The sequence below is a fragment of the Kitasatospora sp. NPDC001225 genome (genome assembly GCF_053597855.1).
The window spans coordinates 1-13,574 of record NZ_JBSFJC010000106.1 but is presented as its reverse complement, the minus strand read 5'-3'; the positions used below and the strand labels follow the sequence as shown (position 1 = coordinate 13,574).

Below are 13,574 nucleotides of genomic sequence, written 5' to 3'. Positions count from 1 at the left end.
GAGGGGGGCACAGGTCGCATGACCCTGGTGCTGCGCTTCGCCGCCGGCTCCCACAAGGGACTGATCCGGGAGGGGAACGAGGACTCCGGCTACGCCGGGCCGCGGCTGCTGGCCGTGGCCGACGGCATGGGCGGCGCCGCGGCCGGCGAGGTCGCTTCCTCCGAGGTGCTCGGCTCGATCGTCCGGCTGGACGAGGACGTGCCCGGCCCCGACCTGCTGACCCTGCTGGGCGACGCCGTCCAGGGCGCCAACGACCGGCTCCGGCAGATGGTCGAGGAGGACCCGCAGCTGGAGGGCATGGGCTGCACGCTCACCGCCATGCTGTGGACGGGCCAGCGGATGGGCATGGTGCACGTCGGCGACTCCCGCGCCTACCTGCTGCGCGACGGTTCCCTGGTGCAGATCACCCAGGACCACACCTGGGTGCAGCGCCTGGTCGACGAGGGCCGGATCACGCCCGAGGAGGCCGAGACCCACCCGCAGCGCTCGCTGCTGATGCGGGCGCTGGACGGCCGCGGCCAGGTCGAGCCCGACCTGTCGATCCGCGAGGTCCGGGCTGGCGACCGCTACCTGATCTGCTCCGACGGCCTCTCCGGCCCGGTCAGCCACCAGACCCTCCAGGACACCCTCGGCAGCTACTACGCGCCCGAGCAGACCGTGCAGGAGCTGATCCAGCTCGCGCTGCGCGGCGGCGGTCCGGACAACATCACCTGCATCGTGGCGGACGTCATCGACGTCGGCGCCACGGACACCATGAGCGGCCAGTTCAACGACGTCCCGGTGGTGGTCGGCGCGGTCGCCGACGCCCCGCCGTCCTCGGCCGCCGCCGACCGCTCGATCGCGGACACCCCGGCCGGCCGCGCCGCCGGCCTCGGCCGCGGCCCGCAGGGCGCCTTCGGCCCGGCCGAGGGCTACGCGGAGGGCTTCGGCCCCGCGCAGAACGGTTTCGGTCCCGCCGAGGGCTACGAGGGCGAGTACGGCCCCGGCTCCGGCGAGCCCTCGGTGTACGGCACCGAGGACTTCGACGAGGAGCGGCCCTCGAGGCGCAAGCGCAAGGGCCTGACGGTCTCGCTGGCCGCCCTGGTCACGCTGGGCCTGCTCGGCGGCGCCGGCTACTTCGGCTACCAGTGGACCCAGGACCAGTACTACGTCGGCACCCAGGACGACCACGTCGCGATCTACCAGGGCATCAACCAGAACCTGGCCGGGGTGAGCCTGTCCTCGGTGCACTCCTCGTACAGCAGGATCCAGCTGAAGTGGCTGCCCGAGGACCAGCAGGTCCACGTGAAGAAGACCATCTCGGTCGGCAGCATGAAGGACGCCCAGTCGACGGTCAACGAGCTCGACGGCTGGGTCCAGCTCTGCCAGAAGGCCGCCAAGGCGACCGCCCCGGCCGTACCGCCCGCCACCCAGGCGACGCAGGCCGCGTACCTGGCCAGCACGCCCACCCCGACCGAGAAGAACCGCGGTCCGGCCGCCACCACGCCGACCACCGCGCCCCCGGCCTCGCCGACCGCCCCGACGGCACCCGCCCCGGCGCCGAACGCGACCCCTCCGGCCACCGGCGCGCAGGGCGACCAGGCCCCCCCACTGACCGAAGAGGAACTCAGCCGGGCCAACTCCTGCCCGAAGCAGTGACGTCCGTGATCCGACATAGGACCGCCCCGAGCGGGTTTGCCGGCCGTCAGGGAGCGGTCACCACGTGAGCAGCTACGACCTGAGCCAGGAAACCACCCGGTCCGGCCGACGCCGGGCGGCGGCCGAACGCACGATCCCCCGTCGGCGGGGCAACACCACGATCTCCCCGCAGGAGGCGCCGAACCGGCGCAACACCGAGCTGGCCCTGCTGGTCTTCGCGGTGCTGCTGCCGGTCCTCGCGTACGCCAACGTCGGCCTCGCGATGGACGCCAAGCTGCCCGCGGGCATGCTCGGCTACGGGCTCGGCATGGGCGCCCTGGCACTGGTCGCGCACCTGCTGGTGCGCCGCTTCGCGCCGTACGCGGACCCGCTGATGCTGCCGATCGCCACCCTGCTCAACGGCCTCGGGGTGGTGATGATCTGGCGGCTGGACAAGGCGGGCAAGCTGCTCCGGGGCAACTACCCGGCGGCCGAGAACCAGCTGATGTGGTCGGCCCTCGGGATCGCCGGCTTCATCGGGGTGATGGTGCTGCTGAAGGACCACCGGGTGCTCCAGCGCTACACCTACATCTCGATGGTGGTGGCCCTGGTCCTGCTCGCGGCGCCGGCCTTCTTCCCGTCCCGGGCGGAGGACTTCGGCGCCAAGATCTGGATCCGGATGGGCAGCTTCTCCATCCAGCCGGGCGAGTTCGCCAAGATCGTCCTGACCGTGTTCTTCGCCGGCTACCTGATGGTCAAGCGGGACGCCCTGGCGCTGGCCAGCCGCCGGTTCATGGGCCTGTACCTGCCGCGCGGCCGCGACCTCGGCCCGATCATCGTGATCTGGCTGCTCAGCCTGCTGATCCTGATCTTCGAGAACGACCTGGGCACGTCCTTCCTGTTCTTCGGCCTGTTCGTGGTGATGCTCTACGTCGCCACCGAGCGGACCAGCTGGATCCTGTTCGGCCTGCTGATGTCGGTCGGCGGCGCGGTCGCGGTCGCCTCGACCGCGAGCCACGTGAAGGTCCGCATCGACGCCTGGCTCGACCCGATGGCCGCCTTCGGCGCCAACCCGCCGAAGGGCGCCACCGAGCAGATCGGCCAGTCGCTGATGGCGCTCGGCTCCGGTGGGGTCACCGGCTCCGGCCTGGGCCAGGGCCGCTCCTGGCTGATCGCCTTCGCCGCCAAGAGCGACTTCATCCTGGGCTCGTTCGGCGAGGAGCTCGGGCTGACCGGCCTGATGGCGATCTTCCTGCTGTACGCCCTGCTGGTGCAGCGCGGCCTGCGCACCGCGCTCGCCGCCCGCGACCCGTTCGGCAAGCTGTTCGCCGTCGGCCTCTCCTCGGCGATGGCGATCCAGGTGTTCGTCGTGGCCGGCGGTGTCACCGGGCTGATCCCGCTCACCGGTATGACCATGCCGTTCCTCGCGCAGGGCGGTTCGTCCGTGGTCGCCAACTGGGCGCTGGTCGCGATCCTGCTGAAGATCAGCGACAGCGCCCGCCGACCGGGGGCCGAACCGGCCCCGCCCACCGAGGGCCAGGAGGGACCAGCCCGATGAACAAGCCGATCCGCCGGGTCTCGATCTTCTGCCTCGTCCTGATCCTGGCCCTGATGGTGCGCACCAACTGGGTGCAGGGCGTCCAGGCCGATTCCTGGGCCACCAACAAGAACAACAAGCGCCAGCTGTACGACCGGTACGCCCACCCGCGCGGCAACATCATCGTCAGCGGCCAGCCGGTCACGAAGTCCGACTTCGTCAACGGCCTGCGCTACAAGTACAAGCGCTCCTGGGTCGACGGCCCGATGTACGCCCCGGTGACCGGCTACTCCTCCCAGGCCTACGGCTCCAGCCAGCTGGAGAACCTGGAGGACGGCATCCTCTCCGGCACCGACGACCGGCTGTTCTTCCGCAACACCCTGGACATGCTGACGGGCGAGCAGAAGCGCGGCGGCGACGTCGTCACCACCATCAACGCCAAGGTGCAGAAGGCCGCCTTCGACGCGATGGGCAACAAGAAGGGCGCGGTGGTCGCCCTCGACCCGAAGACCGGCGCGATCCTGGGCCTGGTCTCCACCCCGTCCTACGACCCCGGCACCTTCGCCGGCGGCGAGGCCGCCGACACCAAGGCCTGGACGGACCTCAACGCGGACCCGAACAAGCCGATGCTCAACCGGGCGCTGAAGGAGACCTATCCGCCCGGCTCGACCTTCAAGCTGGTCACCGCGACCGCGGCGTTCGAGAACGGCCGCTACCAGAGCATCGACGACGCCACGGACACCCCGGACCCGTGGGTCCTGCCCGGCACGACCACCCAGCTGAAGAACGAGAGCCCGAACGAGCGCTGCGAGAACGCCACCGTCAAGTCCGGGATGGACCAGTCCTGCAACACGGTCTTCGCCAAGATGGGCGCGGACCTGGGCAAGGAGCGGATGCGGGCGCAGGCCGAGAAGTTCGGCTTCAACAGCACGATCGACACCCCGGTCCGCTCCGAGAAGAGCGTCTTCCCGGACAGCTCGAGCCCGGACGGCACCGCCCAGGACTCGATCGGCCAGCACGACACCCGCGCCACCCCGCTCCAGATGGCCATGGTCTCCGCCGCGATCGCCAACAACGGCAGCCTGATGCAGCCGTACCTGGTCGACCAGGAGCGCTCGGCCACGCTGACCACCGTCTCCAAGCACACCGAGAAGCAGTTCTCCCAGGCGATGAGCCCGGCCACCGCGCAGAAGATGCAGGACCTGATGGTCTCGGTGGTCGAGAACGGCACCGGCACCAACGCCAAGATCCCCGGCCTGCAGGTCGGCGGCAAGACCGGCACCGCGCAGCACGGCGAGGACAACGCCGGGCTCCCGTTCGCCTGGTTCACCTCCTGGGCGAAGACCCCGGACGGCCAGTCGGTCGCGGTCGCGGTGGTGGTCGAGGACGGCTCCCAGAACCGCGACGGCATCAGCGGCGGCCGCCTCGCCGCCCCGATCGCCAAGGCGGTGATGCAGGCCGCACTCGGCAAGTAGGAGCGCGGGTCCGGGGTGAGGGGAATGTCACGATGGGCAGCCCCGTCCGGATACCGGTCTGGTATCGGCCGACGGCTGACTCCGGTCCGCTGCGGTCCGACCGGTAGCGTATCCGCCAGCAGCGGGTGTGCCCGTTGCCGCCCGCGAGGCACCGCACGGCCCGGCCGGAGAACCGGTCGCGGACCGCGCGGCGTCACCCAGAGCGTGCGGGGACACCTACGTCACAACCTCACCGGCGGGTGAGGGAGAGGGTCGGAACTATGGAAGAGCCTCGTCGCCTCGGCGGCAGGTACGAGCTCGGCGGCGTCCTCGGACGCGGCGGCATGGCCGAGGTGTACCTCGCCCATGACACCCGACTCGGCCGCTCCGTCGCTGTGAAGACGCTCCGGGCCGACATGGCCCGGGATCCGTCGTTCCAGGCCCGGTTCCGCCGCGAGGCGCAGTCGGCGGCGTCCCTGAACCACCCCGCCATCGTCGCCGTGTACGACACCGGCGAGGACTACATCGACGGCATCTCCATCCCGTACATCGTGATGGAGTACGTCGAGGGGTCCACGCTGCGCGAGCTGCTGCACTCCGGCCGCCGGCTGCTGCCCGAGCGGGCGCTGGAGATGACCATCGGCATCCTCCAGGCCCTGGAGTACTCGCACCGGGCCGGCATCGTGCACCGCGACATCAAGCCGGCCAACGTGATGCTGACCCGGCAGGGCAACGTCAAGGTCATGGACTTCGGCATCGCCCGTGCGATGGGTGACGCCGGGATGACCATGACGCAGACCTCGGCCGTCATCGGCACCGCCCAGTACCTCTCCCCCGAGCAGGCCAAGGGCGAGCAGGTCGACGCCCGCTCCGACCTCTACTCCACCGGCTGCCTGCTCTACGAGCTGCTGACCGTGCGCCCGCCGTTCGTCGGCGACTCGCCCGTCGCGGTGGCCTACCAGCACGTCCGGGAGGAGCCGCAGCCGCCGTCGGTCTTCGACCCCGAGGTGCGCCCCGAGGTCGACGCGATCGTGCTGAAGGCGCTCGCCAAGGACCGCGACTACCGCTACCAGAGCGCCGACGAGATGCGCGACGACATCGAGCGCTTCCTCGACGGCCTGCCGGTGGCCGCCGCCCAGCAGGCCGCGTACGGCATGGGCCCGGGCGGCTACGGCTACGACCAGAACGGCTACCCGCAGCAGCACGACCCGTACGGCCAGACCAACGTGCTGCCGCAGCAGCCCGGCGGCCCGACCACCGTCCTGCCGCAGGCCTCCGGGCAGCCCGGCTACGGGCAGCAGGGCGGCTACCAGGACGACGGCTACGGCCAGACCTACGCCGGCCAGGCGGGCGGCAACGACGGCTACGACGACGGCTACGGCCGCGGCGGCGGCCGGCGGGGCGAGGACCCGCCGAAGAAGAGCAACACCTCCTGGATCGTGCTGGCGGTGGCCGCCGTGCTGGTCCTGGTCGGCACCTTCTTCGTCGCCCAGGCGATGTTCGCCGACAAGGGCACCAAGGAGACCGCGAAGGTCACCGCTCCGAACCTGGTCGGCAAGACCCTGGCGGAGGCCAAGACGGCCGCCGCCGCAGCCGGTGCCAAGCTCGTGGTGACCGAGGGCGACAAGATCGCCTGCCCGGACACCAACATCAAGAAGGACCAGGTCTGCACCCAGACCCCGCAGTCCGGCACCCAGGTCGCCGAGACCTCCACCATCACGGTGCAGGTCTCCTCGGGCCCGGCCAAGGCGCAGGTCCCCGGTGTGGTCGGCAAGCCCAAGGACCAGGCCACCAAGGCGCTCGCCGACCTCGGCTTCACCAACGTGACCACCGAGTACAAGGACGACGACACCGCCGCGCAGGACACCGTCACCGCCCAGGACCCGGCGCCCAACGCGGCCGTCGACCCGAGCGCCCCGATCAAGCTGACCGTGTCGCAGGGCAAGGCCAAGGTGACCGTCCCGAACGTGGCCGGGGCCCAGAAGGAGGACGCGCAGGCGACCCTCCAGGGCCTCGGCTTCCAGGTGGACGTCTCGAAGACCGCGCCGGCCCCCGACCCGAGCAAGGTCAACACCGTCGCCTCGCAGTCGATCCCGGCCAACACCAAGGCCCCGGCCAACAGCAAGATCTCGCTGACGATCTTCAAGGCGCAGGACAAGCCCCAGGTCCCGCCGCTGGCGAACGTCAAGCTGGGCGCCGCCGCGGACCAGCTGAAGGCGCTCGGCCTGACCTACGTCGTGGTCAGCGGTCCCCCGGACCCGAACGCGACGATCCTCCAGAGCAACCCGCCGGCCGGCACCCAGGTCGACCCGAACACCCAGATCCAGCTCTACACCAAGGCGGCCGAGCCCCCGAAAGGGAGCGACCCCACCACCACACCCCCCAAAGGGGACCACTAGGCCTCCGGTATTCCCCTGGTTCGGCTGAGCCGGGGAACGAGCAGCACGGAGCACGCCCGAGGGCCCGCCGCGACGAACGCGGCGGGCCCTCGGGCGTTCCGTACGGGCTCCAGGAGGCCCGTGGGCGGCTTCAGGAGTGCCGCAGCTCCGGCGGCGGGGTGCGCTTGGCGTCCATGTCGTCCACCCGCACCAGGCTCCCCCAGACGGCCATCCGGTAGCGCGAGGTGTACACCGGCGTGCACGTGGTCAGGGTGATGTAGCGGCCGGGGCCCTCGTAGCCGGAGCGGGCCGGGACGGGCGCCACGATGCCGGTGTCGTACTTGGACGTCTCCGCCAGGGTGCTGTCGACCTTGTAGACGTACCACTTGTCCCGGGTCTCGACCACGACGGCGTCGCCCCGGTGGACGGCGTCCAGGTCGTGGAACTTGGCGCCGTGGCCGTCCCGGTGGGCGGCCAGCGCGAAGTTGCCCTGCTGGTCCCACGGCATCGCGGCCCGGTACGGCTGCTCGTAGACGCCCGCGACGCCGTCGTCCAGGACCTCGGTGGAGGTGCCCATCCGGATCAGCACCTGGTAGTCCCGGCCCATCGCCGGGACGTGCAGGAAGCCGACGTCGTCCCCGGCCGCGAACTGCTTCGGCACGGACCCGGGCTCGGCACCGGGGGCGCCGGGAGCAGCGGACGCGCCGGGGGCCGGGGCGGCGCCGGGCGTCGCCCCGGGGCCGGGGCGCGGGCCCGCGGCCCAGCTGCCGCGCAGCCGGTCGGCGGCCGCCGAGGCCGAGCGGTCCGCCTGCACGTTGGTCCACCAGAGCGAGTAGCCCACGAACAGGCCGAGCACCAGGCCCATGGTGATCAGCAGCTCGCCGAAGACCCCGAGCGCGGCCAGCGCCCGGCTCCGGCCCCGCCCGGCCCGCGGCTCGGGCGGGGCGAAGGCCTCCTGCGCCGGTTCGGCCGATCGCGCGCTCTCGTCCTGCATCTGCGGTGCTCCCCCTCCGGGCCGGGCGGCCGGGCGGCTACCCGCCCGTGATCGCGGCCGGCTTGCCCTGGGCACGCGGCCGTTCCTCGATCATCTTGCCAAAGACGATGAGGCGGAACTTGGAGGTGAACTCCGGCGTGCAGGTGGTCAGGGTGATGTAGCGGCCCGGACCGGCGTACCCCGCGCCGTTCGGCACCGGCTTGATCACGCTCACGTTGTTGGGGGAGGTCTCCGGGATGCCCCCGGTGACCTCGTAGGTGTAATAGCCGGCCGCGGTCTCCACCACGATCTTGTCGCCCTTGCCGAGCTGGTTGATGTACCGGAACGGCTCGCCGTGGGTGTTGCGGTGGGCGGCCAGCGCGAAGTTGCCCGCCTTGTCGCCCGGCATCCCGGTTCCCGTGTAGTGGCCGACCAGGCCGTTGTCGAGCACCCCCGACTTGGAGGTGCCCTCGGCGATCGGGAACTTCAGCCCCAGCTTGGGCAGGTAGATGATGGCGAAGCCCTTGCCGGGCTCGAACACCTCGGGCTTGTCCGGCGCCGGGGCCGGCTGCCCCGGCTGGACGGGCGCGACGGCCGCGTTGAACTGCTGCTCCAGCTGGTTGCGGGCCCCGTCGGCGGCCGCGTCGGCCTGCACGTTGGTCCACCAGAGCTGGTACGCGACGAAGAGCAGCATCACCACGCCGAGCGTGATGCACAGCTCGCCGACGCTCCGGGCGGCCACCACGAGCACGGACTCCCGGGGGCGCACCCGCCCGGCGCCGCGGCCGTTCGACCGGCGCCGGCCGCTGCCGGAGCGCAGCGAGGTGCGGCCCTGGGCGGCGCGGCGGCGCTCGGCCCGGCCACCGGTGGGGGCCGGTTCGGCGGCCGGCGCGCCGAGGTCCAGGGGCAGCCGCAACTGGAGGGTCTGGTCGGGCAGCCAGGGGTACTCGGGCCCGTCCACGATGGGCTCCTGGGCCTGCTCGTACACGCCCCAGGCGTCCTCGGGCACGGTCTGCACCGGGATCCCCTGCCGGTACGGCGCACCGCCGGTGCCGTCGTCCTGGCCCGGGTACCGGGGCCCGCCGTACTGCTGCGCGGTGCCGTACGGGTCCGCCTCCGGCTGGAAACGCCCCTCCGGACGCAGCGAGGTCACGCCGGTCAGCCCCGGCCGATCACCGGGGCGAGCCCGGCCGACCGGTCGACCGCCTGCGGGAAGCCGCACTCCGCGAGCCAGTTGGCGAGCATCCGGTGCCCGCCCTCGGTGAGCACCGACTCGGGGTGGAACTGCACGCCCTCGACCGGCAGTTCACGATGCCTGAGCCCCATGATCACGCCGCTCCCGGTGCGCGCGGTGACCACCAGTTCGGCCGGCACGGTGGCCGGCTCGACCGCGAGCGAGTGGTAGCGGGTCGCGGTCAGCGGCGAGGGCAGGCCCTCGAACACCCCGCCGTCCTCGTGCTCGACCGGCGAGGTCTTGCCGTGCAGCAGCTCGGGCGCCCGGCCGACCACGGCGCCGTACGCGGCCGCGATCGACTGGAGGCCCAGGCAGACGCCGAACACCGGCAGCCCGATCCGCGCGCAGTGGTGCACCATCTCGATGCAGACCCCGGCCTCCTCCGGGGCGCCGGGCCCGGGGGAGAGCAGCACCCCGTCGAAGCCCTCGTCGCCGGAGCGGCGGACGGCGTGCTCGACGGTCACCTCGTCGTTGCGCACCACCTCGCAGGTGGCGCCGAGCTGGTACAGGTACTGGACCAGGTTGAAGACGAAGCTGTCGTAGTTGTCCACCACCAGGATGCGGGGCGGAGTGGTCGGCCGGGTCGTCATGCGCGCGTGGTCTCCGTGGGGTGCGGTGCGGGAAGGGAGTGCCGGGCCCGCCGGCTCAGCCGGTCGCGGCGCCGTCGCCGCCGTCCACTGTGACGTCGCCGAAGGGGAGCAGCGGTTCCGCCCACGGGAAGACGTAGGTGAAGAGGAGGTAGACGATCCCCAGCACGAGGAGCAGCGAAATGACGGCCCGGACCAGGGTGTTCCCCGGGAGGTGACGCCAGATCCAGCCGTACATGGTGCTCCCTCGACGTAGCGGACTGGGTTAAAGAGTAGACCCGCCGTGCGCGCCCGCGGGGCCGGTCCGCTACTGCTGGCCGCCCGCCGAACGCAGCTCGGTGGTGCCGGAGTAGCCGGGCAGGCTCAGCTCGCCGCTCTCCTGGACCTTCCAGCCCAGCCCGTACGCCTGGACGTACTGGAGGTAGTTGCGGACCGTCGGGTCCGCCTCGACGGCCGAGCGCAGGGTGTCCGTCCGCCCGACCGCCCTGACCACGTACGGCGGGGAGTAGACCCGGCCCTGGAGCAGCAGGGTGTTGCCGACGCAGCGGACGGCGCTGGTGGAGATCAGCCGCTGGTCCATCACCTGCACCCCTTCGGCGCCGCCCCGCCACAGCGCGTTGACGACGGCCTGGATGTCCTGCTGGTGGATGACCAGGTCGTTGACGCCGGGCTCGGGCACTCCCGGGATGCGCGCGGTGGCGTTCGGCGGGGCGTCGTTGAGGGTGACGGTCAGGCCGCCGCCCTGGAGCGGCTCCAGGGCCGCGCCGGAGCGCAGGCCGCCCAGCTGCGCGGCGTTGGCGGGGTCGTGGCCCTGCTGCTCGGTGAGCTGCTGGGCGCGGGCCTGGAGGTCGGCGAGCTGGGACTGCGCCTGCTGGTTCTGGGCGCTGCGCTGGCGGACCACGTCGCCGAGGCTGAGCAACGAGTTGTCGGTCCGCAGGTCGGTGCCGCGGGCGGTCTGCGCGCTGATGTAGAAGAGCAGTCCGGCGAGCGCGAAGACGGCGCAGGTCAGGGCACGTCCGACAATTCGGGTGCCGGAACGGCGGGTACGGGCCGGCTCAGGGGGAATCGACAAATTAGTCACCGTACCCTTATCTCCTCTAGACCCGCCGAGCCACTACGCTAACGGACGCCGGTGGCATGTGGCGGAGCGGTCCCCAGGACGTTTCTCCACAGCCGACCGCGGCCGATTCCACCCGCTGCACCCTGCGCGGTCTCACAGCGCATCGACAGGAGAGCTCCTCGTGCCGAAGTCTCGACTCCGCAAGAAGTCCGACTACACCCCGCCGACCACGGCCGCGGTGAAGATCAGTTCGGGCCGTGGTTGGGTCGCGCCGCTGATGCTCGCGCTGTTCCTGATCGGCCTGGTGTGGATCGTCACCTACTACGTGACCAGCGGCACCTACCCGGTCGAGAGCTGGCGCAACTGGAACATCCTGGTCGGCTTCGGCTTCATCGCCGCCGGCTTCGGCGTCTCCACCCAGTGGAAGTGACGCTCCGCCCGTCCTGAGGCTCGGCTTCGAGCCGTTTCCCGCCGCTCCGGATCGCTCGTCCCGGGGCGGCGGTCAGGCGTGCCCGGAGCCGGGCGGGAGCGCACCGGAATCCGGTCGGTTATCCCCACCATCGGACTGTCGGGCTTATCCACATGGTTATCCACACTGGGGAAAAGTCCCCCGGGCCTGTGGATAACTTTCCCCGGCGGGCCCGTCCACAGCTGTGCACAACTCCCCGGGAACGGGATAACCGCACAGCAGGACACGCGTAGAACACCAGTCCGCACCCGGGTGGTCGCACAGCCTGTGCACAACCCCGCACCCGCTGTGGACAAACGTCCGAGGGGTCAGGCCCCGTAGAGGGCCGTCCCGGCCAGCAGCATCCCCGCCTCGACCGCCACCGCGCCCGCCACCGTCAGCCCCTGCACCAGGCCGCGGCGCTCGCGCGGGGCGTACATCAGGCCGACCGCCGTCAGCGAGCCGAGCAGCAGGCCGCCGACGTGCGCCCGCCAGTCGACGCCCGGGCGGGAGAAGGTGACCACCAGGTTGAAGACCAGGAACGCCATCGCCGGGCCGAGCGGGCCCCTGTTCCGCAGCTGCAGCACGATCGTGGCGCCGATCAGCCCGAAGACCGCCCCGGAGGCGCCCACCGAGTTCATCCAGCCGCCGGCCACCAGGAAGGCGAAGGTGCTGCCGCCCAGGCCGGAGACCAGGTAGAGGGCCAGGAAGCGGAGCCGGCCGAGCGCCTCCTCCAGCGACGGGCCGAGCCAGTACAGCACCAGCATGTTCATCCCGACGTGCCACCACTCCAGGTGCAGGAAGGTGGCGGTCAGCAGCCGGTACCACTGGTCCGGGCCGTCGGCGATGCCCGCCGGGCCGCCGAGGATGTCCCGCCCGGCGCTGAACAGCGACCAGGTCTGGCCCAGCCGCGGGGTGAGCACGAAGGCGGCCAGCACCCAGACCACGATGTTGAGCCCGATCAGCACCCGGGTGACCAGCCCGCCGTCGGCGGCCAGGGCCCCGCCGAACCGGGTGGTCGCCTGCCGCGACCCGGTGTGGCCGTTGCCGACGCACTCGGGGCACTGGAAGCCCACCGAGGCGGTCACCATGCACTGCGGGCAGATCGGCCGCTCGCAGCGGGTGCAGGAGACCCCGGTGGGGGTCTGCGGGTGCCGGTAGCAGTCGGGCGGTCCGGCCTCCGGGGACCGGTCGACCGACGGCCTCGGCTCGTCCGGGAGCATCAGCGGGTCCCCTTCCCGTACACGACCTCCGAAACCGCCAGCCTACTGCCGCGCCCCCGCCCCCGGACCGGCTCCCCCACAGCCGGACCCGGCTTTCTCCGCCCCGCCGGGGGCCCTGTCCTCACGCCCGCCCCGTCCGGCCCGCCCCGGCAGGGGCCCCGCGTACGGCCCACCCCGACATGCCTCCGGACAAATCAGCATGCATGATCAGCATTCAGGTGGATATGTGCATAAAGGACACCACCCAGGAGGAGAGACTCGTGAGCTTTTCGGATTCGGCCCGTGAGACGGCCACCAGGACCCGGGACACCGCCGCACAGTTCGCGGACGGCGCCAAGCAGCGCCTCGGCCCCGCCTTGGACGCCTTCGGTCCGAAGGCCGCACAGGCCGCCCACCACCTCCGCTGCCAGTACGACCGGCACCTCGCCCCCCAGTTCGGCCAGGCCTTCGCCAACCTGCCGCCGGAGGCCCAGCAGAACACCCTGAAGGCCCTCCACCGGGCCCAGGAGGCCGCTCTGGCGGCCCGCCTGTCCGCCGCCCGGGCCGCGGACCAGGCGCGCGCCACCGTCGGCCCCAGGGTCGCCCAGGCGGTCGAGGAGGCCCGCGCCACCGTCGGCCCGGTCGCCCACGAGGCCCAGGCCCGCGGCGCCGCCGCGCTGACCGCCCTCCAGGGCAACGTCAGCTCGGCCGAGATCAGCGAGCTGGCCGCCCGGAACGCCAGGAAGGAGCAGTGCAACCGGCTGGCCACCGGCCTCGCCGTGGCCGGCCTGCTGGCGATCGGCGGCGGCATCGTGGCCTGGCAGTGGTGGCGCCGGCACAGCAACCCGGAGTGGCTGGTCGAGCCCCCGGCCCCGCAGGAGCCCCGGCCGGCCGGGGCGCACGCCGCCTCCACGCCGGTGAACGGCTCCGGCCCGGAGGCCGTCGCCGAGTCGACGGACGGGTCCCCGACCGCCGGGAAGGACGGCCCCGCCGCCGAGGACGGCCCCGGGTCGCGCTGACCGTACGGACGAACGCCCGGAAACGCCGATCGGCCGCCACCAAGCAGGCCGAGGCCGACGCCGCC

12 protein-coding genes are annotated in these 13,574 nt (G+C 72.2%); 6 read left to right on the top strand and 6 right to left on the bottom strand.

Translation table 11 applies throughout. The annotated features are described in order from the left end of the window. The first annotated feature begins 18 nt into the window (after window positions 1-18). The 4 genes from ACWDCZ_RS29165 to pknB all read left to right on the top strand — a co-directional run bounded on the left by ACWDCZ_RS29165 (window position 19) and on the right by pknB (window position 7,007). The gene (locus ACWDCZ_RS29165) at window positions 19-1,638 is read left to right on the top strand and encodes a PP2C family protein-serine/threonine phosphatase (RefSeq protein ID WP_074001952.1); all 1,620 of its coding nucleotides are present in this window, start codon (window positions 19-21) and stop codon (window positions 1,636-1,638) included. A gap of 133 nt (window positions 1,639-1,771) precedes the next feature. Further along, window positions 1,772-3,175, top strand: coding sequence for an FtsW/RodA/SpoVE family cell cycle protein (locus ACWDCZ_RS29160; protein WP_049656877.1), 1,404 nt, complete (start codon window positions 1,772-1,774; stop codon window positions 3,173-3,175). Beyond that, window positions 3,172-4,629, top strand: coding sequence for a peptidoglycan D,D-transpeptidase FtsI family protein (locus tag ACWDCZ_RS29155; RefSeq protein WP_049656873.1), 1,458 nt, complete (start codon window positions 3,172-3,174; stop codon window positions 4,627-4,629). The genes ACWDCZ_RS29160 and ACWDCZ_RS29155 overlap by 4 nt, the downstream gene beginning before the upstream one ends. A 260-nt stretch (window positions 4,630-4,889) precedes the next feature. Beyond that, a complete protein-coding gene (pknB, locus tag ACWDCZ_RS29150; protein ID WP_074001950.1) occupies window positions 4,890-7,007 on the top strand; it encodes a Stk1 family PASTA domain-containing Ser/Thr kinase in 2,118 nt (705 codons plus the stop codon). A gap of 130 nt (window positions 7,008-7,137) precedes the next feature. Here the strand turns inward: pknB and ACWDCZ_RS29145 are convergent, their stop codons facing one another. The 5 genes from ACWDCZ_RS29145 to ACWDCZ_RS29125 form a co-directional block, all read right to left on the bottom strand. Further along, window positions 7,138-7,980, bottom strand: a complete 843-nt coding sequence (locus tag ACWDCZ_RS29145; protein ID WP_074001949.1) for a class E sortase — start codon at window positions 7,978-7,980, stop codon at window positions 7,138-7,140. A 37-nt stretch (window positions 7,981-8,017) separates the two neighbouring features. Further along, window positions 8,018-9,112 (bottom strand): class E sortase, encoded by a 1,095-nt coding sequence (locus tag ACWDCZ_RS29140; protein WP_053112322.1) that lies wholly within the window; start codon window positions 9,110-9,112, stop codon window positions 8,018-8,020. Window positions 9,113-9,117: 5 nt separating this feature from the next. Next, entirely contained in the window at window positions 9,118-9,783 is a 666-nt protein-coding gene (locus tag ACWDCZ_RS29135; protein ID WP_074002166.1) for an aminodeoxychorismate/anthranilate synthase component II, read from the bottom strand. A gap of 55 nt (window positions 9,784-9,838) precedes the next feature. Further along, the gene (locus tag ACWDCZ_RS29130) at window positions 9,839-10,018 is read right to left on the bottom strand and encodes a hypothetical protein (RefSeq protein ID WP_049656795.1); all 180 of its coding nucleotides are present in this window, start codon (window positions 10,016-10,018) and stop codon (window positions 9,839-9,841) included. Between the two features lie 69 nt (window positions 10,019-10,087). Beyond that, complete coding sequence (locus ACWDCZ_RS29125; RefSeq protein ID WP_380745407.1) at window positions 10,088-10,852, bottom strand: DUF881 domain-containing protein; 765 nt, start codon at window positions 10,850-10,852, stop codon at window positions 10,088-10,090. 169 nt (window positions 10,853-11,021) lie between these two features. On the opposite strand from ACWDCZ_RS29125, the gene crgA reads away from it, so the two are divergent. After that, window positions 11,022-11,270: a cell division protein CrgA gene (gene crgA, locus ACWDCZ_RS29120; RefSeq protein ID WP_049656797.1), complete on the top strand. Its 249-nt coding sequence runs from the start codon at window positions 11,022-11,024 to the stop codon at window positions 11,268-11,270. Window positions 11,271-11,617: 347 nt separating this feature from the next. Here the strand turns inward: crgA and ACWDCZ_RS29115 are convergent, their stop codons facing one another. Beyond that, on the bottom strand, window positions 11,618-12,511 hold the full coding sequence (locus tag ACWDCZ_RS29115) for a rhomboid family intramembrane serine protease (protein WP_074001947.1): 894 nt from the start codon (window positions 12,509-12,511) through the stop codon (window positions 11,618-11,620). A gap of 260 nt (window positions 12,512-12,771) precedes the next feature. Here ACWDCZ_RS29115 and ACWDCZ_RS29110 point away from each other — a divergent pair, with 260 nt between their 5' ends. Beyond that, the gene (locus ACWDCZ_RS29110; protein WP_074001946.1) at window positions 12,772-13,509 is read left to right on the top strand and encodes a DUF5324 family protein; all 738 of its coding nucleotides are present in this window, start codon (window positions 12,772-12,774) and stop codon (window positions 13,507-13,509) included. Window positions 13,510-13,574: the final 65 nt, after the last annotated feature.

Bases quoted from the DNA above. Each gene is read 5' to 3' on its own strand.
- ACWDCZ_RS29165 (WP_074001952.1), top strand. From the start codon at position 19: ATGACCCTGGTGCTGCGCTTCGCCGCCGGCTCCCACAAGGGACTGATC.
- ACWDCZ_RS29155 (WP_049656873.1), top strand. From the start codon at position 3,172: ATGAACAAGCCGATCCGCCGGGTCTCGATCTTCTGCCTCGTCCTGATC.
- pknB (WP_074001950.1), top strand. From the start codon at position 4,890: ATGGAAGAGCCTCGTCGCCTCGGCGGCAGGTACGAGCTCGGCGGCGTC.
- ACWDCZ_RS29145 (WP_074001949.1), bottom strand. From the start codon at position 7,980: ATGCAGGACGAGAGCGCGCGATCGGCCGAACCGGCGCAGGAGGCCTTC.
- ACWDCZ_RS29135 (WP_074002166.1), bottom strand. From the start codon at position 9,783: ATGACGACCCGGCCGACCACTCCGCCCCGCATCCTGGTGGTGGACAAC.
- ACWDCZ_RS29130 (WP_049656795.1), bottom strand. From the start codon at position 10,018: ATGTACGGCTGGATCTGGCGTCACCTCCCGGGGAACACCCTGGTCCGG.
- ACWDCZ_RS29115 (WP_074001947.1), bottom strand. From the start codon at position 12,511: ATGCTCCCGGACGAGCCGAGGCCGTCGGTCGACCGGTCCCCGGAGGCC.